The sequence below is a fragment of the Ochrobactrum vermis genome, assembly GCF_002975205.1.
GTDB classification, from domain to species: Bacteria; Pseudomonadota; Alphaproteobacteria; order Rhizobiales; family Rhizobiaceae; genus Brucella; species Brucella vermis.
This window is the reverse complement of the sequence record NZ_PCOC01000002.1, coordinates 1,784,407-1,804,232: the sequence shown is the minus strand read 5'-3', so window position 1 is coordinate 1,804,232 and position 19,826 is coordinate 1,784,407. Positions and strand designations below refer to the sequence as shown.

Below are 19,826 nucleotides of genomic sequence, written 5' to 3'. Positions count from 1 at the left end.
GGCGCAAGGAGGCACTTTTATGAAACCCGGTGACTTCAAGGAAACCAGTGCGTGCAGAACCGTAACGGAAATTCTGTCCCGCGTTGGTGATAAATGGACAGTGCTTGTGGTGAGTTACCTCGGCAATCACCCAATGCGTTTCAATGAATTGCGCCGAACCGTAGACGGTATTTCTCAGAAAATGCTGACGACGACATTGCGTAATCTGGAACGGGACGGCTTCGTTACACGTACGGTTTTCCCGACAATTCCGCCCAAGGTCGAATATGAACTGACAGAAATGGGGCGTGATCTTTTGCGACCCGTGCGTGCGCTGGGCGAATGGGCGACAGCCAATGAAGCAAAAGTAATGATGGCGCGTGCTCGTTATGATGCCCTGTCATCAGGCAAGGCACAGATCGACGCCGCGGAATAAGGGCTGAACCTTTAAAGGAGTGCAAGTGGAAAGACAGGCCGAAGCCTGCCTTTCCTGTTGCCTGAGACAGGACTTCCAAAGTGCGGGGGCAAACAGGAAGTCCATCTCTATGTCATTCGGGATTGACCATGATTGGCGGCTGGGAGTCAATCAGAAGTTTCTAAAATACTAGCTTCGTCGCCGCAAAGCGCGAGCAGAGTAAATTTTTCATAAATCACAAATGGTTACGTAACGTAAAAAGAAAGGCGGCCAAGGGCCGCCTTTCTCGTATTCTCATCGAAATGAGCTTTATGGATTTCTTAGAAATCCATGCCGCGACCCGCACCGCTTTGCGGTGCAGGTATTGTACTCATGGGCGAGCTTTATGGATTTCTTAGAAATCCATGCCGCCCATGCCGCCCATACCACCAGGCATGCCAGCAGGAGCTGCATCCTTCTTAGGCAGTTCGGCGATCATGGCTTCGGTGGTGATCAGGAGACCAGCAATCGATGCTGCGTTCTGCAGAGCGGTGCGGACAACCTTAACCGGATCGACAACGCCAGCCTTGATCAGGTCACCGAATTCGCCATTGGCTGTGTTGTAGCCATAGGTGTCCGAGCCGTTTTCAAGGATCTTGCCAACGATAACCGAAGCTTCTTCACCGGCATTGGTCGTGATCTGGCGAGCTGGAGCCTGCAGAGCGCGACGAACGATGTTGATGCCAGCTTCCTGGTCAGGATTTGCACCCTTGGCAGCAATCTGAGCCGAAGCGCGGAGCAGAGCGGTACCACCACCAGCAACGATACCTTCTTCAACCGCAGCGCGGGTTGCGTTCAGGGCGTCGTCTACGCGGTCCTTCTTTTCCTTCACTTCAACTTCCGTTGCACCGCCAACGCGGATCACTGCAACGCCGCCAGCGAGCTTGGCGAGACGTTCCTGAAGCTTTTCACGGTCGTAGTCCGAAGAGGTTTCTTCGATCTGCTGCTTGATCTGGCCAACGCGAGCGTCGATTTCAGCCTTCTGGCCTGCACCGTCCACGATCGTGGTGTTTTCCTTCGAGATCGAAACCTTCTTTGCACGGCCGAGCATGTCGAGCGTAACGGTTTCGAGCTTGATGCCGAGGTCTTCGGAAATGACCTGACCACCGGTGAGGATCGCGATGTCTTCGAGCATTGCCTTGCGGCGATCGCCGAAGCCAGGAGCCTTGACAGCAGCAATCTTCAGGCCGCCACGCAGCTTGTTGACGACGAGGGTTGCAAGGGCTTCGCCTTCAACGTCTTCAGCGATGATGACGAGTGGCTTGGAAGTCTGAACAACAGCTTCGAGAACTGGCAGAAGAGCCTGCAGGTTCGAGAGCTTCTTTTCGTGCAGAAGGATGTATGCGTCTTCGAGGTCCGCAATCATCTTTTCCGGGTTGGTAACGAAGTAAGGCGACAGGTAACCGCGGTCGAACTGCATGCCTTCAACGACTTCAAGTTCGGTTTCAGCGGTCTTGGCTTCTTCAACCGTGATCACGCCTTCGTTGCCGACTTTCTGCATCGCTTCAGCGATCATCTTGCCGATTTCGGCTTCGCCGTTAGCGGAGATCGTGCCGACCTGGGCAACTTCTTCCGAGGTGTTGATCTTCTTGGCTTTGCCGAGAAGGTTAGCAACAACTTCAGTCACTGCGAGGTCGATACCGCGCTTCAGGTCCATCGGGTTCATGCCGGCAGCAACAGCCTTGGCGCCTTCCTGAACGATAGCCTGACCGAGAACGGTCGCAGTGGTCGTGCCGTCACCGGCGGTGTCGTTGGTCTTCGAAGCCACTTCGCGCAGCATCTGTGCGCCCATGTTTTCGAACTTGTCTTCGAGTTCGATTTCCTTGGCGACCGATACGCCGTCCTTGGTGATGCGCGGGGCGCCGAAGGACTTGTCGATAACAACGTTACGCCCCTTCGGGCCGAGCGTTACCTTAACAGCGTCAGCGAGGATATCGACGCCGCGCAGCATCTTTTCGCGCGCAGTGCGACCGAATTTTACGTCTTTTGCAGCCATTTTACTCTCCTGGGAATTGTCCCGGTCAGATTATGGTGAATTGATTTCCGGTAAGAGCGAAATCGCCCCGGCTGAATTAGCCGATGATACCGAGCTGGAGGTGTTAGCCGACAATACCAAGAATGTCGGATTCCTTCATGATCAGCAGATCTTCGCCGCCGATCTTGACTTCGGTGCCCGACCACTTGCCGAACAGAACCTTGTCGCCAGCCTTGACTTCGAGAGCGATCAGCTTGCCTGCTTCGTCACGAGCGCCAGCGCCAGCAGCAACGATTTCGCCTTCCTGTGGCTTTTCCTTGGCGGTGTCAGGGATAATGATCCCACCAGCAGTCTTAGCTTCCGATTCAACGCGACGAACGACGACGCGGTCATGAAGCGGGCGGAACTTGATATCAGCCATGGTATAACCCTTGGTGTTATAGACGTTGAACCCTGTTAACGGATCGAGCTGATCCGCGCTTGTTAGCACTCATCATGCGAGAGTGCTAACGTGGCTCTGAGATAGAAGCCGGACCCGAACTTGTCAAGATTGCCTGAGAAATTTGACAGGCGAATGATGGTTAATTTGCACGGTCTTGAGCGCGGAACAGCCGAGGTTGGCCATTGCCAACACCGCATATGGTGGCTCGATTTTGCAGGATCAACCCGAGATGCGTAGGTTTGACAGTTCGTCGCCGATCTGGCGGAAAGTTTCCGACAAATTGCCGCCGGTGGTATTCCAGAACAGCTTGGCGGGCTTGCCGCCGTCGAGACGGACGCGGGAGTCGGACGAACAGCTTTTCAGCAGGTCGATCTGGGCTTTTTCGTCCGTCTTGCTGCTGTTCAGGTCCACTGCAACGGTCATAACAATGATGTTGGCGTCCTTCGCATTATTGCAAAGCTTGTTGAAGCGGGTATTCATCGCTTTGGTATAGACGCTGTTGTCTTGCGCAACGGACACGCCGCTTTCCTGAAACAGGCGGGTCTGGCTGTAGCCTTTGGTGGTGCGGCTCGTATAGCCGTGCGCCGAATAGTAGGACAGGTTGCTGGCCTTATCCTTACCCGACCCTGCAAGCGAATTGTAAGTATAATAGGTGTTAGCGCCGTCGGTGAGCACGATGACCACCTTATCGTTGCCGCGGTCGGTCGCCGGTCGGCCTTCCGTAAAGGGCGCGCCTTGTACGAGCGTCCGCCATCCCCATGCCATGCCTTCGGGTACATTCGTACCGCCACTCGGCTGCATGGCCTTGATTGCAGTCTTGATGGCGGTCTTGCCTGCGTCAGTGGAGATGTCAGTCATGCGTGTGATAGCTGTAGTCGTGCAGCTGTAATTCGGCCCACCGTCCGTAGACCGTTTTGAAAGCACATTGTTTAGATAATATTTCTTGAGGTCGTTCTGGCGGGCTACCCCGGTCAAGCTCAAGTCGTCGGTCCACCAGCTGTTCAGCGTGAGGGTTGTCGGGTTGCTCTTCGAGTTGACATCGTAATATTCCGCCGGGCCGAACATCGGGACGAACAGGGTTTCAGGTTTGCCGGCAGATGGCGGCGTCACGTCCAGCGCCAGGGTTCCAGGGCGTGCCTCGACGCATCCCGACCAGGGAATCCATGAGGCGGTCGAACGCTTTGCGAGATCGGTATAGAGGGCGGCGCGGGAAAAGGCCTTGCCATTTTCCGTGCCCCAGCCGGTGCCCGATTTGATGTAAAGGCCGCTGCCGACCGGGCTTTCGACGATGCTGCGCGTGCTATCGATCTTAACAGGCAGGATGAAGTTTTCGAGATTGACCGGCGAGGTTCCGCTCGGATCCATCCATGGCTCTTTAAGGTAGCCGGACCCAACATTGACTGAACCTGCGAAAGGCACAAGCGAGAACTGCACCGGCCTTTCGACACGCGTGATCAGCGCCGATTGCGCAGCCATGGTATCGACGAGCTGCGTTGCGGCGTCTTTCAACAATTGCAGGCGCTGTGTGTTCGAACCGGCACCGTTGTCATTCATGGAGCCGGAATTATCCAGCACGAGCGCTACTTCGACTGTGTTCTTCAGTCGCACGAAGGAACTCATCGCATATTGTTTGTTGTCCCAGTCGTTGGCCGAATTGGTGAGTTGAGCGGCGATGGAGCCGAACAGCGACGGATACTGGAAGCTCGCGGTTGCTGCGATCTGCTGGTTATCATTTACCGTTTGCGGAAATCTGACGGCGAAGGCTACGCGGTCTGCGGCGATGGCGGTCAGGTTCACGTTGAAGACCTTGCCGCCATAGTCCTGCATGTCGGCTTCGCTTGCGCCGGTTGAAAAGCGCTTACCCACAGCGAGTGCGGCAGCATCGAGCGATGCCTGCACATTGTTGCGCACGCGCATGAGGTTGGCGGAGTCAACCGCGATCATGCCTGCGAGAAGCAGAGGGACCAGCACCAAAGCCGTTATCATCGCAAAATTGCCGCGCTCGTCCTTGATGAAACTTGGGCCCGTCAGTCGAGGCAAACGGTGAAAAATATGCTGCGCAAGCCTACGGACTTGAGTAACCCGGTTTTTCAATTTGGCCCCCGCCGACGGTTGTGTCTGTGACACATGAAATGAAAAGTTGTATCTGCTCCTATCAGCATCTTTCTAACAGTCGGTCACGAAGCACGGTAAATGATCGGTGAAATAGACTATGAGATCATTGGACGCGCTTTGCTGAACGGATATGCGGGCCAAAAGCCGTGACAGATGTGGTTCGCTACGCTAGAGGGAGCGATGGCAGCCTTTCCGGCAGTCTTCCAGACACACCCTATTGCGGTTCTCGCCTTACAGATGGATTATCAAGAGGAAACCATGAAGCAGCTCGAACGCCTCGACGATCTGACCGACCAGTACGATGTGCTCTTCTGCGACGTATGGGGTGTGGTGCATAATGGTGTGTCCGCATATCCGGCTGCAATTGATGCGCTAAAACGTGCGCGTGCCAAAGGTGTTACGGTTATCCTGGTAACCAATTCTCCACGGCCTCATCCGGATGTCGAAAAGCAGATGCTGGGGCTTGGCGTACCTGCCGATACATATGACCGTGTGGTTACATCTGGCGATGTAACCCGCGATCTGATAGCCGAAGGCCCGCGAAAGGTGTTTCATATTGGCTGTGAGCGCGAGTTGACCATCTATGATGGTCTCGACGTTGAGCTGGTTGAGGAGTTTGAAGCTTCTGGGGTTGTCTGCACCGGACTCTATGATGATGAAGTCGAAACGCCGGAAGATTATAAGGAACTGCTGGCCCGGTTGCGCTCGCGCAATCTTCCGTTCATTTGCGCCAATCCGGACATTATGGTTGAGCGCGGTACGCGGCTGATCTGGTGCGCCGGAGCTCTTGCGCGCGAATATGGCCAGCTTGGCGGACGCACCCTCATCGCCGGTAAGCCGCATCGCCCGATTTATGAGGCAGCATTGCGGTTTGCCGAAGAAATTCGCGGCGAAAAAATTGAGAAAAACCGAATTCTCGGTATCGGAGATGGTGTTTTGACCGATGTGAAGGGCGCTGCCGATTTCGGACTGGATGTGCTTTATATCTCCGGTGGGGTTCATGCGGCGGATTATACAACGGATGGCACGGTTGACATCGCTCAAATGGAAGCCTTTCTCCAGAAGCACGGCAATCGACCGGTCGCTGCGCTTAACGCTCTTGTTTGAGTTTGAACAATCTCGTTACGACCAATCGAAGTTCAGATCAAAATGACTAAACCCAGCTTTCAGCGCCTTTCTGGAACGGATTCCTTGCCGGAATTCCTGCAGAATTGTGTCGTGGCAATCGGCAATTTCGATGGGGTCCATCGCGGCCATCAGGCTGTGCTGGAGCGTGCGTTGGAGATCGCCGAAAAACGCGGCTTGCCAGCAGTGGTCTTGACTTTTGAGCCGCATCCGCGCAGCTTTTTCAAGCCAGACGCACCGATTGATCGTTTGACTGCAGCGGCAAAGAAGGCTGAAGTACTGCGCTTTATGGGGTTTGATGCTGTCGTTGAACAGCCCTTTACCGGTGAGTTCTCATCCCGCTCGGCGGAAGATTTCGTCGGGCATATTCTGGTTGAAAAATTGCGCGCAAGCTGTGTTGTTACCGGTTATGATTTTCATTTCGGCAAAGGACGACGCGGGACGCCGGAATTTCTTCAGAAGGCAGGAGAAACGGCCGGGTTCACGGTAACGCTTGTCGATGCCTTTACAGATGAAGGCGATAATCTTGTTTCGTCGACCCGTATAAGAAACCTGCTTTGTGAAGGTGATGTCGTTCAAGCCGCAGGACTTCTTGGTTACCGGTATATCGTCTGCGGCGAAGTCATTCACGGGAAAAAGCTCGGGCGAACGCTTGGATTTCCCACCGCCAATATGAAAATAGATGCGCAGGCAGGCCTGAAGCACGGAATCTATGCGGTCAGGTTCAGGCGCGAGAATGGCGATCTTTATGACGGAGTGGCCAGTTTCGGTCGCCGTCCAACCGTCGATAGTGATGGTAGCCCCCTTCTTGAAACCTTTCTTTTTGATTTTTCGGGCGATCTTTATGGTGAGACCGCTTGCGTGTCGTTCTTCGGGTTCCTGCGTGGAGAGGTTAAGTTTGATGGCCTTGACCCGCTGATTGAGCAGATGAAGCGCGACGATGCTGAGGCACGAGCCCTGCTTGGAGGCGCGAAGCCGCTTTCAGAGCTGGACCGTTTGCTTTCTTTCGCGTGAGGCGAGTTTTCAGTTCATTTTCCACTTAAGATTTAAATCAAATTTTACTTATTCTCGACAAAAAGTAATAAATGTCTCAAAGCTTGTTGGGGCGCTTTTTGTTGGAGTTTAATGTGGCACGTATTGTTTCGCTGGCCCTCGTTGCAGGTGCTGCATTTTTTTCAGGCGGTTCAGTCGCGTTTTCTGCTGATGTACAGCAGGCTGATATCTATGCGGCAGAAACGGTTCAGCCCGCACGCAAGCATTTCTGGTCTGGCGACTGGTATCTCAAGGTCGGTGCGGCGGGTCTCGTTGCTCCGAAGTTCGAAGGATCGAACAAGTATCGCTTTTCTGCCCAGCCGTTGATCTCACTTGGCCGACAGGGGCAGGCGACACGTTTTTCCTCACGCAATGACAACGTATCCTTCGCTCTGATTGATAATAATCGCTTCCGCGTTGGCCTTGCTGGCAAACTTCTTTTCGAGCGAGACGACGATATTCACGGCCTCAAAGATACGAAATTTGGCGGCGAGGCTGGCGCATTCGTTGACGTTTATCCAACTGACTGGCTGCGTGTGCGCGGCGAAGTCCGTCATGGTATTCGTGCGCATAACGGTGTCGTAGCCGATATTGCTGCTGATGCTTTCTATGATGTCACGCCAACCATCCGCGTGTCGGGCGGTCCGCGTGCGACGTTCGCTTCGAAAGATTACTTCAAGACCTATTTCGGGGTCGATGCCGAGGAAGCAGTCGCGTCTGGTCTTACGGAGTATAATCCGGGCGGCGGCTTTAAATCCGCAGGTGTCGGCGGCGCAATTACGTGGAAGGCGACCGACAAGATCGATACGAGCCTGTTCGGTGAATATAGTCGCCTGCAGGGACCGGCAAAGGATTCAAGTATCGTCAAGGAGCGCGGGTCGCCGAACCAGTTCATGGTTGGTCTATCTGCGACCTATCGATTCGATTTCTCGCTGGATTGATCTCAAGAGCATCAATGTGACAATTTTCAGGGGCGAGGATGCAGTTTTATTGCGTCTTTGTTCCCCTGGCCTCTTTATTCCTGCAAAGCTCATTGCTAAAAGCGTGCCCATGATGACGGATTTTCGGCTTATCATGACGGCCATACGAATTATTGGCCCGGCCTCCCGCTTTGCCTGAATGGCTGTTTTGCCAGGCAATAACTGGTGCGGAGGTCCGGGAACGACCGGCTGTGCTCTTACAGTCCTCCTGTTATCGTTGATCCACATGCCCGCCATTCCTGGCCGAGGCTCCACAGGCGAATACCCATCATGACCGAGACGACCAAGATCGATTACTCAAAAACCCTCAATCTGCCGCAGACAGAATTTCCGATGCGCGCGGGCCTGCCGCAGCGCGAACCGCTGTTCGTCGAGCGCTGGGAGGGGATGAACCTTTACAAGAAGCTGCGCGAGCAGGCGAAAGACCGCCCGCTTTATGTGCTGCACGATGGCCCGCCCTATGCCAACGGCAATATCCATATCGGCCATGCGCTGAACAAGATCCTCAAGGACGTCATCACCCGTTCGTTCCAGATGCGCGGCTTCAACTCGAACTATGTTCCGGGCTGGGATTGCCACGGCCTGCCGATCGAGTGGAAGATCGAGGAAAAATACCGCGCCGAAGGCAAGAACAAGGACGAAGTGCCGATCAACGAATTCCGCAGGGAATGCCGTGAATTCGCCGCCAACTGGATCAGGGTCCAGACGGATGAGTTCAAGCGCCTTGCGATCCTTGGCGATTTCGAAAATCCGTATACGACGATGAACTTCCATGCTGAATCGCGTATCGCTGGCGAGCTTCTCAAGTTCGCGGCTTCCGGTCAGCTTTATCGCGGCTCCAAGCCGGTGATGTGGTCGGTCGTCGAGCGCACGGCGCTTGCCGAGGCGGAAGTCGAGTATCACGATGTCGAGTCGGATATGATCTGGGTCAAGTTTCCGGTCGCCGGTCAGAACGATCTCTCCGGCAGCGATGTGGTGATCTGGACGACCACCCCCTGGACGATCCCCGGCAACCGCGCAGTGTCCTACTCGTCGCGCATCGAATACGGACTTTACGAAGTCATGGAAGCGGAAAACGATTTTGGCCCGCGTCCGGGCGAAAAGCTCGTCTTCGCCGACAAGCTGGCCGAAGAAAGCTTCGCCAAGGCAAAGCTTCAGTTCAAGCGCCTGCGTGGCGTTTCGTCCGATGAGCTTGGCAAGGTCGTGCTCGACCACCCGCTGAAAGGCTTTGGCGGCGGCTATGAATTTGCAGTGCCGATGCTCGACGGCGATCATGTGACCGACGATGCGGGTACGGGCTTTGTCCACACCGCGCCAAGCCATGGCCGCGAAGACTTTGAAGCCTGGATGAACAATGTTCGTGAACTGGAAGCGCGCGGTATCGATCCGAGCATCCCGTTCCCGGTCGATGATGGCGGCTACTATACCAAGGACGCGCCCGGTTTTGGTCCTGACCGCGAAGGCGGCCCGGCACGGGTCATCGACGACAACGGCAAGAAGGGCGATGCCAACAAGTCGGTGATGGATCAGCTCATCGCCCGTGACAAGCTCTTCGCCCGCGGTCGCCTGAAGCACTCCTATCCGCATTCCTGGCGTTCGAAGAAGCAGGTCATCTTCCGCAACACGCCGCAATGGTTCGTCTATATGGACAAGAACCTTGGCGACGGCACCACGCTGCGCTCGCGTGCGCTGAAGGCCATCGACGATACGCGTTTCGTTCCGGCTGCCGGTCAGACACGCCTGCGCTCGATGATCGAAGGCCGCCCGGACTGGGTGCTTTCGCGTCAGCGCGCCTGGGGCGTGCCGATCTGCGTTTTCGTGGATGAAGAAGGCAGCATCCTTCAGGATGATGCGGTCAACAAGCGTGTTCTCGATGCTTTTGAAGCCGAAGGCGCTGATGCATGGTTTGCCGAAGGTGCGCGCGAGCGGTTCCTTGGCAACCGCGCTATTGAGCCATGGGTGCAGGTGCGCGACATTCTGGACGTGTGGTTCGATTCCGGTTCGACCCACACCTTCACGCTGGAAGATCGCCCGGACATGAAGTGGCCAGCAGACGTCTATCTCGAAGGCTCAGACCAGCATCGCGGCTGGTTCCACTCGTCGCTTCTCGAAAGCTGCGGCACACGCGGTCGCGCGCCATATAATGCCGTTGTGACCCATGGTTTTACCATGGACGAGCACGGCAAGAAAATGTCGAAGTCGCTCGGCAATACGGTAACGCCGCAGGACGTCATCAAGGAATCCGGCGCTGATATCCTGCGTCTCTGGGTCATGACGACCGATTATTGGGAAGATCAGCGCCTCGGCAAGAGCATCATCCAGACCAATATCGACGCCTATCGCAAGCTGCGCAACACCATCCGCTGGATGCTGGGCACGCTGGCGCATGACGAAGGCGAAAACGTTGCCCATGCCGATCTGCCGGAACTTGAGCGCCTGATGCTGCACCGTCTGACGGAGCTGGATGAGGTTGTGCGCTCCGGTTATGACACATTCGATTTCAAGCGCATCGCGCGTTCGCTGATTGATTTCATGAATGTCGAGCTTTCGGCCTTCTATTTCGATATCCGCAAGGACGCGCTTTACTGCGACGCGCCGTCGAGTGTTCGCCGCAAGGCCGCGCTGCAGACCGTGCGTGAAATCTTCGACCGCCTGACGACCTGGCTTGCGCCGATGCTGCCTTTCACCATGGAAGAAGCATGGCTCGACCGTTACCCGCAGTCGGTTTCGGTCCATGCCGAGCAGTTCCGTCCGACGCTGGCCGAATGGCGCGATGACGTGCTGGCTGAAAAGTGGCGCAAGGTGCGCGCGGTTCGCCGCGTCGTGACCGGCGCGCTCGAACTGGAGCGCGCTGACAAGCGCATCGGTTCGTCGCTGGAAGCTTCACCGGTGGTTCATATCTCCGACAAGAGCCTGAGCGATTCGCTGGACGGTCTCGATTTTGCGGAGATCTGCATCACCAGCGGCATCTCGTTCAGCGATGCAGCCGCACCGGAAGGCGCTTTCACGCTTGGCGATGTGAAGGGCGTGGCCGTTGTGCCAGCGCGTGCGGAGGGCGAAAAATGTGCCCGCTCGTGGCGCTACACGACCGATGTGGGTTCCGACCCGGAATTCCCGGAAGTGTCGGCGCGCGATGCCGAGGCACTGCGCGAATTGAAGGCGCTCGGCAAGCTCGACGCCTGATTGCAGAGATCGCAATCCGCTCCGGTTTCATCCGGGGCGGATTGTTTGTTTGCGTGACAGGGGTTGCAGGTCCGCGCGTGAACATGGTGAAATAGAGATTAACACCGGATTGCCGCATGGGTTCCTCTCATGTACAAGGCAGTCCTTGGATAAATTCACGATCTGCCTTGGAGTTGCCGGTTTCTTCAGTCAAGGCTTGCTTGAGCAAATTTTGGTGAAGATAAAATCGGCAAGCGTAAAAGAAGTGGCGCTAATGAAGATTGAAGGACGAGTTCTGGTGCTTATGGCAGCGATAGCGGGAGTTTCGCTATCCGGTTGCGTTTCTTCGCCGACCTATGGAACGGACAAGACGGCGGGCGCACAGCTCTTCGACGACGTTTCCAATATGGCGAGCTTCGGTCAGGGCAAGAACAAAAAAGAACGCATCGATTACAAGCCGCGTCCCGATTTGGTGCGTCCCGCTCCGGGTGACAAGGGGCAGCTGCCAGCGCCGCAGCAGAGTCTTGCAAGCGCCAATGATCCTAACTGGCCGGAATCGCCGGAACAGCGCCGCAAGCGCCTGCGTGACGAGATTACTGCGAACCGTGACGACCCGAATTTCGTGTCGCCCGTTGTTCAGGATGGCCCGGTTGCATCCAATATCCAGGCGGCATTGCCGCGCGGTAACAGCCGCCGCGAAGATTATGAATCTCGTACTCCGACATTCGATCCGGCAAAAGTTGCAGCCTATAAGGCTATGCGCGAGCAACAGACTCAAGGCTCCTCATCAACGCGCCGTTATCTGAGCGAGCCGCCGCTGGCTTACCGCGAGCCGGCATCTACGGCCGCCACAGGCGAGTTGGGAACCGACGAAGCGCAAAAAGAACGTGAACGCAAGAAAGCCGCAGGCAAGTCCAAAGGCTGGCGTGATTACCTGCCTTGGAACTAATATCTGATTGTTATTCCTTCTTCGACAAGAAAGCCGCAGTAAATAAATTTACTGCGGCTTATTTTATTGATAGAATATAAATATTCTATCTCTGTCGATTGTTGTGTTTTTGACTGATGGATAAAAATATTAAATATTTGTAATGTTTGGTATTTTAACGCGTATTTGATTTCAATCAAAGATCTATTTTGGATAGATCGTACCATATTAGCTCTGAGTGTAAGGTATGGTTAGATGAGCAATACAAATACTTTTTTAGATAATCGAAACGGATATGGCCTGATCAGCAGGGCCTTTCATTGGCTGATGGCCCTTTTGTTCCTATGGCAATTCATCTCTGCCATTCTTCGTGTCTTTGCCAAGGATACGATGTTTTATAATTTTTTCTGGTCTGCGCATCACCAGCTCGGTTTTGCGCTTCTAATGCTTGTTTTGCTACGCGGTATTTGGGGGTTGCTGAACGTTAACAGGCGCCCGCATAAACAAGGCCGTGCCGGAAAGCTGGTTGCGCTGGGGCATCTTCTTATTTACGGGCTTATGTTCGCAGTTCCGGCTGTGGCTTTGCTACGCACATATGGCAGTGGGCGAGGTTTCTCGTTTCTTGGCATCCAGATCTTTGAGCAGACAAGCATACAGAACGCCGCACTGACCGCTCCTGGTAATGCGCTGCACGGTTTGCTGGGTTGGCTCCTGCTTGTAGTAATTGCCGGACATGTCTTGATGGCGCTTGTCCATCACTTTGCGCTGCGGGACGATACGTTGCGCTATATGACCGGCCGCAAGGCGTTGAGCTGAAGGTTCAGCGTTTCTCTCGAAAGAAGTCCTTGAGGATCTTCTGGGCATCAGCCTCTGAGAAACCGGCGTAAATCTCCGGGATGTGGTGGCAGGTGGGCTGCGTGTAAAAGCGCGGCCCATGTTCTACGCCGCCGCCTTTTGGGTCGGAAGCGCCGTAATAGAGGCGACGGACGCGGGCGAAAGAAATTGCGGCTGCACACATCGCGCAGGGTTCAAGCGTTACATAGAGGTCGCATTCGACGAGGCGTTCGGATTGAAGAACATCGCCAGCGATGCGGATTGCCAGTATTTCTGCGTGGGCAGTCACGTCATTGAGTTCGCGTGTGCGGTTGCCCGCCCGTGCAATAATCGTTCCCTGATGCACGACAACTGCACCAATCGGCACTTCTCCGCGTAAGCTCGCAGTGCGCGCTTCTTGCAGTGCGATCTCCATGGGAGTGGCCGTATTCCGGTTCACGGCGTCGGCAATCTTTTTCATGCCTGTTCCATTTCATGCATTCTTTCGGAAATTTCGCTCGCAAGCCATGGAGCGATTTGTTACTGCATAATTCACGAAATCGAAACCGATTTGCGAACGGATTTATACGGCGTTCCTGTTTCCGGCTGTCCCTTGCCTGCCATTAAAGGTGTAAGGTGACACGGCAGCGCCGCTGAAAGGCCAATATCAGATGACTAAAGATGACGACAACAAGGACGGCAAGCGTCCGCATGGCCGTGGAGGGCGCTCCGATCGCCCCGGTCGGCAAGACCGTGACAGCCGCCCGCGCCGCGATGACGGTGGGCGTGACAAGCCACGTCAATTCGGGCCGCGTAGCACCGAGGAGCAAGAGGACACGAGCGAGCGTATTGCCAAGCGCCTGGCGCGTGCTGGCATAGCTTCCCGCCGCGAAGCTGAAACGATGATCGCCGCCGGTCGTATCGCCGTGAACGGCAAAGTGCTGGACAGCCCGGCAGTGAATGTCAAACGCACGGATATTATCACAGTCGACGGCAAGGCGCTGAAGCAGGCCGAGCGTACTCGCCTTTGGCTTTACCACAAGCCAGCCGGCCTCGTGACGACCAATCGCGATCCAGAAGGTCGCCCAACGGTTTTCGCGGCGCTGCCTGCCGAAATGCCGCGTGTTCTTTCGGTCGGTCGTCTCGATATCAATACCGAAGGCCTTTTGCTCCTGACCAATGATGGCGGGTTGTCACGTGTTCTGGAGTTGCCATCCACCGGTTGGCTTCGTCGTTATCGCGTCCGGGCCCACGGCAAGGTTACGCAGCCACAGCTTGACGAACTTAAGAACGGTATCGCTGTCGATGGCGTGTTCTATGGCAGCATCGAAGCAGAACTGGAGCGGGTTCAGGGTGCAAATGTCTGGATTTCGATCGGTTTGCGGGAAGGCAAGAACCGCGAAGTAAAGAACATTCTTGGCGCTCTTGGTCTCACCGTCGGTCGCCTGATCCGTGTTTCCTTCGGTCCGTTCCAGCTTGGCGATCTTGAAGAAGGTGCGGTACGCGAAATCAAAGGACGTATCCTGCGGGACCAGCTGGGTGACAAACTGATCGAAGACGCGGGCGCAGATTTTGATGCGCCAGTCTTGAATGAGTTTTCCAATGCCACTGTTCAGGGGCGTACCCGTCGCGAAATGGAAGACGAGGGCGAGGAAGGTGAACGCCGTCGTGGCCCGCGTGAACGCGAGTGGATTTCCAGTGGCCCTGAGCGTCGTCGTGGTCGCGACGACAAGAATGCGGAGAAGGTGGAACCGCGTCGTCGCGGCAATGCCAATGTCTGGATGGCTCCGGGCGCACGTCCCAAGGGCGAAAAGGCGGCTGCGAAATCGGCACGTGTCGAGCATCAAGTTCCGCACCGCTCGGCGAAGTTCAGTGGCGATCTCCAGATGCGCCCGCGTCGGGCTGGCGATGAGGATCAGGGACGCGAAGAAGGCGGCGAACGTCGCTACAACAAACGCCCGGAAGGTCGTTTCGACAAGGATACGCGTCCACCGCGCAATCGCTCGGATGGAACTCGGTCGGATGAAGGACGTCCAGAGCGCCGTGAGCCACGCGAGGATGGACGCAAGGAGCGTCGCCCTGGCAAGCGCGAGCGCGCGGAATTGCGTGATGGGGACAGCCGGGTAGGAGAGCGTGGCAAGGCTGGCTTTGAAAACCGCAAGCCAGGGAAGCCGGGCGGACCGCGTGGAGAAGGCCGTTCTGGGGCTTCTGACCGCGATACGCGTTCCGGCCCGCGCAGCAGTGGACCAGGTAACAAGTCCCGCAGTTTTGAAGATGGTCCGCGCCGCGGACCGGGTAATAAGCCGGGCGGTAAACCGGGTGGAAAACCGGGCGGTGGCAAGTCAGGCGGTGGCAGGACTGGAGGCGGTGGTGCGGATCGTCGGCGGTAAGTTTCGCGGCCGAGCGCTCGTAACACCTTCGACCAACGCCATCCGCCCCACCACCGACCGCACACGCGAGAGTCTGTTCAATATTCTCGCGCATAATTTCCCCGACAAGGTAGAGGGCGCACGCGTCCTCGACCTATTCGCAGGGACAGGAGCGCTTGGTCTGGAAGCTTTGTCGCGTGGCGCCCGCTACGCGATCTTCGTGGAAGAATCTGCGGAAGGGCGGGGATTATTACGCCAGAATATTGAGGCTTTCGGTCTTCAGGGACACACCAAGATTTTGCGACGGGACGCCTGCCAGTTGGGTATCGTCGGAACGATGGAGCCGTTTGACCTGATTTTTGCTGACCCTCCCTACGGACGCCGTATGGGGGAAAAGGCATTTTTATCAGCGCTTCAGGGTGGTTGGCTTAATCCTGACGCACTTTTGGTGCTTGAAGAAGATGCGGAGGCAGCTCTTGAGCTCGATGAGCGATTCGTCGTGCTGGAAGAGCGCAACTACGGGGGCACGATCATTCGGCTGATCCAGTTGAAAGCCGCCGGTTGAATTAGCGGACGATTCCGTTCGCATGAAAATTGAATATTTCGCCCCGGAAGACCTGGGCGGAAATGAAACCAATTGGAGATGTCGCTTGGTGAATAACCCCTCACTCCGGCGCTTGCTATTGTCCACCGCCTTGGGTTTCGTGCTGATTTTACCATTGACGAATGGTGCTGTCCGGGCAGAAAGCCAACCTGCTGCAAACGCAGAAGCACAACTGGCACCGACGCCCGCGTCACCGACATCTGCCGTGCAGGCAACGCCTCCTGAAATTATCCAGTCGGATGGGGTCAGTCACTTTGCTTTGCCAAATGGTCTGGAAGTAGTCGTCATTCCCGATCATCGCGCTCCGGTGGTGACGCAGATGATCTGGTACCATGTGGGGTCGGCCGATGAAGCGCCCGGTGTTTCGGGGATCGCGCATTTCCTCGAACATTTGATGTTCAAGGGAACAACGAACCATCCGGCTGGCGAATTCTCTGCGAAAGTCGCCTCCATCGGGGGACAGGAAAACGCCTTCACTTCTTATGATTATACAGCTTATTTCCAGCGCGTATCTCCTGAAGCACTGGAAATGGTGATGCAGTTCGAAGCGGACCGGATGGAAAATCTGGTGCTCAATGAGGAAGCCGTAAAAACCGAACGGGACGTCATTCTGGAAGAGCGTCGGATGCGGGTTGATTCCAATCCGGCATCCATGCTGATGGAGAATACCGACGCAGTTCTTTTCTATAATCATCCTTACCGCAAGCCTGTCATCGGCTGGCAACAGGAAATGGAAAAGCTGAGCCTCAAGAACGCCATCGACTTTTATCAGCAATATTACACGCCGAACAACGCAACGCTCGTTATCGCTGGCGACGTTTCGCCGGAACGCGTGCGCGATCTGACCTTGCAAACCTGGGCAAAAGTGCCGAAACGCGCCGAGGTCTTGCCACGTGAACGCCCGCAGGAGCCTGCGAAGCATGCAGCCCGCATCGTTACCCTGCACGATGAGCGCGTCAGCACCCCCTCGTTCCGTATGTCCTGGCTGGTTCCCTCCTATACGAATGAGAAACGGTTTCCGAATGTAAAACCGGGCGATGCGCCAGCTCTCGATCTCTTAAGCGAAATTCTTGGCGGTTCACTGCGCTCGCGTCTTTATCAAGAACTGATCGTCAAACAGGGCATAGCCGCCAATACGGGCGCAAGCTACGATAGTGATGCGCTTGATGACGGCACTTTTTCGGTTTATGGCGCGCCCCGTAATGGTGCGACGCTCGGAGACGTTGAAAAGGCAGTTGAGGCCGAAGTGGCGCGGATTATCAAGGATGGCGTCAACCAAACTGAACTTGATCAAGCCCGCAATCGTTTCCTGAAGGCAGTAATCTTTGCACGTGATAGCCAGACGGGTATGGCTCGGATTTATGGCTCGACGCTGTCTGTTGGACAAACGGTTGACGATATCCAGAAATGGCCTGAGATCATCAAAGGCGTCACGGTCGATCAGATCAAAGACGTGGCAACGCGCTATCTCGTCAAAGACCAATCGGTAACAAGTTACCTGCTTCCACCAGATGCGGAGCCTGAAAGTGCTCGCGAGAATCCGGCCGCGTCGGCAGGAGGCGCCGGTGCCGATGGTGCGGGAGGAGCGATCCAGTGAAGAAGATCATCATGCTGAACTTCAAACGTGTTCTCGAATTTCGCCCAGCCCGGTCTGCTGTAGCTATGCTTGCGGCCTCGATGGCACTGTTGATCTTGTGCGCTTTGCCTGCGCGGGCCATCGAAATTCAAGAAGTTGTTTCGCCAAAGGGCATTCATGCCTGGCTGGTAGAGGACGATTCAGTCCCGCTTGTTTCGATGCGGTTTTCGTTCAAGGGTGGCACATCGCAAGATCCTTCCGGCAAGGAGGGATTGGCTAATCTGATGACGGGGCTTTTCGACGAAGGCGCGGGTGATCTGAAATCGGATGCGTTTCAGGAGCGGATGGATAATCTGGGAGCGGAAATGAGCTTTTCCGCAACGCAGGATTCCGTTTCAGGCGGTATTCGTATGCTGGCTGAAAATCGCGACGCAGTAACGAATCTCCTCGCCCTTGCTGTGAACAAGCCTCGCTTCGATCAAGATGCTGTTGACCGTATTCGCCAGCAGGTAATTGCAAGCATCGAAGCTTCGCAGCGAAATCCTTCAACGATTGCATCACGCAAGTTTTCCGAAGTTCTATATGGCAACCATCCTTATGCGCGTCCCGATGACGGCACGGTGAAGTCGCTGCAGTCGATTACGCGTGACGATCTGGTCAATTTTCATCGCAAAAATTTTGCGCGTGACCGGCTGACTATTGGTGTGGTGGGTTCCATCAACGCCACGGATCTTGGTGTGTTGCTGGATAAAGTATTCGGCGATCTGCCCGCGATGGCTGAACTGGTTCCTGTGCCGGACGCCAAACTGGCACTTGGTACGACGACCAGTCTCAATTTTGATATGCCGCAGACCTCGATCAGCTTTGTCTATCCGGCTATTCCGCGTAAAGATCCCGAGTTCTTTGCTGCCTATCTGATGAACCATATTCTGGGTGGTGGTTTTACTTCGCGCCTTTATGCCGAAGTGCGCGAAAAGCGTGGTCTTGCCTATTCAGTGTCATCATCCATGGTCATGCGTGACCATGTTTCGGCATTGATGATCTCGACAGCGACCCGTCCTGATAAGGCTCAGGAATCCCTGAAGATCATCCGCGAACAGGTTGCTGCAATGGCTGCCGACGGCCCGACGGAAGAAGAACTCGCTGCTGCCAAGAGCTTTCTCAAGGGGTCTTATGCGGTCAACAATCTGGACTCGTCAGCTGCGATCGCCGAAACTCTTGTCAGTTTGCAGGAAACAGAACTTCCGCGTGATTATATCGATAAGCGCTCTGAGCTGATTGATGCCGTGACATTGGATCAGGTCAAGGCCATTGCCAAAAAGCTGCTTGAAGCAGAACCGGCTATTCTGATCTTTGGACCAGCCCAAAGCTAAAAGGTGTCAGTTTGGAAAAGGCAGTGCCGTCATCACCCCGAATTGCCGTCGCTTTCGGCGGCGGCGGGGCGCGTGGCATTGCCCATATCCATATTGTTGAAGTGCTCGACGAACTGGGCATCAAACCGGTTGCCATTGCTGGCTCTTCGATAGGTTCGATTGTTGGTGCCGGCATGGCTAGCGGCATGACCGGCAAGGAAATTCACGAATATATGGCAGCGATTTTCAATCGCCGCTCCGAAGTCGCAAAGCGCATGTGGCAAACCAGACCGGCTCGCTGGGCAGAGTTACTGAAAGGCGGCTTGCGGGTTAGCCAGTTCAACATCGAAAAGGTGTTGGATGTCTTTTTGCCCGCCAGCTTTCCCGCGAATGTGGAAGAACTGAAAATCCCGATGAGTATTACAGCGGCGGATTTTCATGCCGCTCGGGAGCTTCATATTCGCGATGGCGATCTGCATTCCGCAATCGCCGCATCCTGCGCCATACCGCCGGTTTTCGCTCCGGTGCGGCGGGACGGTCGAATTCTGGTCGATGGTGGTTTGTTTAACCCCGTGCCCTTTGATTTGTTATTCGATGAGGCCGACATTGTTATCGGCATCGACGTTGTGGGTACGCCGGTAGGTCCGGACGACCATATGCCAACCACATTTGAAGCGGTGATCGGTGCGAACCAGTTGACGATGTGTTCTATCATCGAAAACAAATTTCGCATTCGCCCGCCGCACATTTTTATACGACCGAATGTCGAACGGATCGGGCTTCTGGATTTTCTGAAGTTTGAACAAATCCTGTCACAAAGCGCCAGCGTGCGCGACGAGTTGAAACGTGCCATAGAAGTCGCGGTCGAACAAAAGATTGGGTCGATAAACTCAAGCATTGCGATTTGAGTTTATCGACAT

Annotated in this window: 16 protein-coding genes; 12 read left to right on the top strand and 4 right to left on the bottom strand. The window is 55.3% G+C overall.

The window, feature by feature from the left end; genetic code table 11:
- Positions 1-19 precede the first annotated feature (19 nt).
- Positions 20-415, top strand: coding sequence for a winged helix-turn-helix transcriptional regulator (locus tag CQZ93_RS22630; protein ID WP_105544772.1), 396 nt, complete (start codon positions 20-22; stop codon positions 413-415).
- Positions 416-788: 373 nt separating this feature from the next.
- Here the strand turns inward: CQZ93_RS22630 and groL are convergent, their stop codons facing one another.
- From groL to CQZ93_RS22615, 3 genes are all read right to left on the bottom strand, one after another.
- On the bottom strand, positions 789-2,429 hold the full coding sequence (gene groL, locus CQZ93_RS22625) for a chaperonin GroEL (RefSeq protein ID WP_105544771.1): 1,641 nt from the start codon (positions 2,427-2,429) through the stop codon (positions 789-791).
- 103 nt (positions 2,430-2,532) lie between these two features.
- Positions 2,533-2,829: a co-chaperone GroES gene (gene groES / locus CQZ93_RS22620; protein WP_105545271.1), complete on the bottom strand. Its 297-nt coding sequence runs from the start codon at positions 2,827-2,829 to the stop codon at positions 2,533-2,535.
- Between the two features lie 240 nt (positions 2,830-3,069).
- Positions 3,070-4,944 (bottom strand): VWA domain-containing protein, encoded by a 1,875-nt coding sequence (locus tag CQZ93_RS22615; RefSeq protein WP_286154240.1) that lies wholly within the window; start codon positions 4,942-4,944, stop codon positions 3,070-3,072.
- A gap of 279 nt (positions 4,945-5,223) precedes the next feature.
- Between CQZ93_RS22615 and CQZ93_RS22610 the strand changes: the two genes are divergently transcribed.
- From CQZ93_RS22610 to CQZ93_RS22585, 6 genes are all read left to right on the top strand, one after another.
- The gene (locus tag CQZ93_RS22610; protein WP_105545270.1) at positions 5,224-6,072 is read left to right on the top strand and encodes a TIGR01459 family HAD-type hydrolase; all 849 of its coding nucleotides are present in this window, start codon (positions 5,224-5,226) and stop codon (positions 6,070-6,072) included.
- A 42-nt stretch (positions 6,073-6,114) separates the two neighbouring features.
- On the top strand, positions 6,115-7,104 hold the full coding sequence (locus CQZ93_RS22605) for a bifunctional riboflavin kinase/FAD synthetase (protein WP_105544769.1): 990 nt from the start codon (positions 6,115-6,117) through the stop codon (positions 7,102-7,104).
- A gap of 71 nt (positions 7,105-7,175) precedes the next feature.
- On the top strand, positions 7,176-8,063 hold the full coding sequence (locus CQZ93_RS22600; RefSeq protein WP_422616107.1) for a MipA/OmpV family protein: 888 nt from the start codon (positions 7,176-7,178) through the stop codon (positions 8,061-8,063).
- Between the two features lie 309 nt (positions 8,064-8,372).
- Positions 8,373-11,285: an isoleucine--tRNA ligase gene (ileS, locus tag CQZ93_RS22595; protein WP_105544768.1), complete on the top strand. Its 2,913-nt coding sequence runs from the start codon at positions 8,373-8,375 to the stop codon at positions 11,283-11,285.
- 253 nt (positions 11,286-11,538) lie between these two features.
- Positions 11,539-12,213 carry a hypothetical protein gene (locus tag CQZ93_RS22590; protein ID WP_105544767.1) on the top strand — a complete coding sequence of 225 codons (675 nt, stop codon included), beginning with the start codon at positions 11,539-11,541 and terminating at the stop codon, positions 12,211-12,213.
- Between the two features lie 234 nt (positions 12,214-12,447).
- Complete coding sequence (locus CQZ93_RS22585) at positions 12,448-13,008, top strand: cytochrome b (RefSeq protein ID WP_105544766.1); 561 nt, start codon at positions 12,448-12,450, stop codon at positions 13,006-13,008.
- Between the two features lie 4 nt (positions 13,009-13,012).
- Here the strand turns inward: CQZ93_RS22585 and CQZ93_RS22580 are convergent, their stop codons facing one another.
- Positions 13,013-13,486, bottom strand: coding sequence for a nucleoside deaminase (locus tag CQZ93_RS22580; RefSeq protein WP_105544765.1), 474 nt, complete (start codon positions 13,484-13,486; stop codon positions 13,013-13,015).
- Between the two features lie 190 nt (positions 13,487-13,676).
- On the opposite strand from CQZ93_RS22580, the gene CQZ93_RS22575 reads away from it, so the two are divergent.
- The 5 genes from CQZ93_RS22575 to CQZ93_RS22555 all read left to right on the top strand — a co-directional run bounded on the left by CQZ93_RS22575 (position 13,677) and on the right by CQZ93_RS22555 (position 19,814).
- Entirely contained in the window at positions 13,677-15,395 is a 1,719-nt protein-coding gene (locus CQZ93_RS22575) for a pseudouridine synthase (RefSeq protein ID WP_105544764.1), read from the top strand.
- Complete coding sequence (gene rsmD, locus CQZ93_RS22570; protein ID WP_105545268.1) at positions 15,376-15,939, top strand: 16S rRNA (guanine(966)-N(2))-methyltransferase RsmD; 564 nt, start codon at positions 15,376-15,378, stop codon at positions 15,937-15,939. The genes CQZ93_RS22575 and rsmD overlap by 20 nt, the downstream gene beginning before the upstream one ends.
- 88 nt (positions 15,940-16,027) lie before the next feature.
- A complete protein-coding gene (locus CQZ93_RS22565; RefSeq protein WP_105545267.1) occupies positions 16,028-17,575 on the top strand; it encodes a M16 family metallopeptidase in 1,548 nt (515 codons plus the stop codon).
- An 11-nt stretch (positions 17,576-17,586) separates the two neighbouring features.
- On the top strand, positions 17,587-18,927 hold the full coding sequence (locus tag CQZ93_RS22560) for a M16 family metallopeptidase (protein WP_286154287.1): 1,341 nt from the start codon (positions 17,587-17,589) through the stop codon (positions 18,925-18,927).
- Positions 18,928-18,938: 11 nt separating this feature from the next.
- Complete coding sequence (locus CQZ93_RS22555) at positions 18,939-19,814, top strand: patatin-like phospholipase family protein (RefSeq protein ID WP_105544762.1); 876 nt, start codon at positions 18,939-18,941, stop codon at positions 19,812-19,814.
- Positions 19,815-19,826: the final 12 nt, after the last annotated feature.

Coding starts and splice junctions, on each gene's coding strand:
- CQZ93_RS22630 (WP_105544772.1), top strand. CDS start 20: ATGAAACCCGGTGACTTCAAGGAAACCAGTGCGTGCAGAACCGTAACG.
- groL (WP_105544771.1), bottom strand. CDS start 2,429: ATGGCTGCAAAAGACGTAAAATTCGGTCGCACTGCGCGCGAAAAGATG.
- groES (WP_105545271.1), bottom strand. CDS start 2,829: ATGGCTGATATCAAGTTCCGCCCGCTTCATGACCGCGTCGTCGTTCGT.
- CQZ93_RS22610 (WP_105545270.1), top strand. CDS start 5,224: ATGAAGCAGCTCGAACGCCTCGACGATCTGACCGACCAGTACGATGTG.
- CQZ93_RS22605 (WP_105544769.1), top strand. CDS start 6,115: ATGACTAAACCCAGCTTTCAGCGCCTTTCTGGAACGGATTCCTTGCCG.
- CQZ93_RS22600 (WP_422616107.1), top strand. CDS start 7,176: ATGTCTCAAAGCTTGTTGGGGCGCTTTTTGTTGGAGTTTAATGTGGCA.
- ileS (WP_105544768.1), top strand. CDS start 8,373: ATGACCGAGACGACCAAGATCGATTACTCAAAAACCCTCAATCTGCCG.
- CQZ93_RS22590 (WP_105544767.1), top strand. CDS start 11,539: ATGAAGATTGAAGGACGAGTTCTGGTGCTTATGGCAGCGATAGCGGGA.
- CQZ93_RS22585 (WP_105544766.1), top strand. CDS start 12,448: ATGAGCAATACAAATACTTTTTTAGATAATCGAAACGGATATGGCCTG.
- CQZ93_RS22580 (WP_105544765.1), bottom strand. CDS start 13,486: ATGAAAAAGATTGCCGACGCCGTGAACCGGAATACGGCCACTCCCATG.
- CQZ93_RS22575 (WP_105544764.1), top strand. CDS start 13,677: ATGACTAAAGATGACGACAACAAGGACGGCAAGCGTCCGCATGGCCGT.
- CQZ93_RS22560 (WP_286154287.1), top strand. CDS start 17,587: ATGCTGAACTTCAAACGTGTTCTCGAATTTCGCCCAGCCCGGTCTGCT.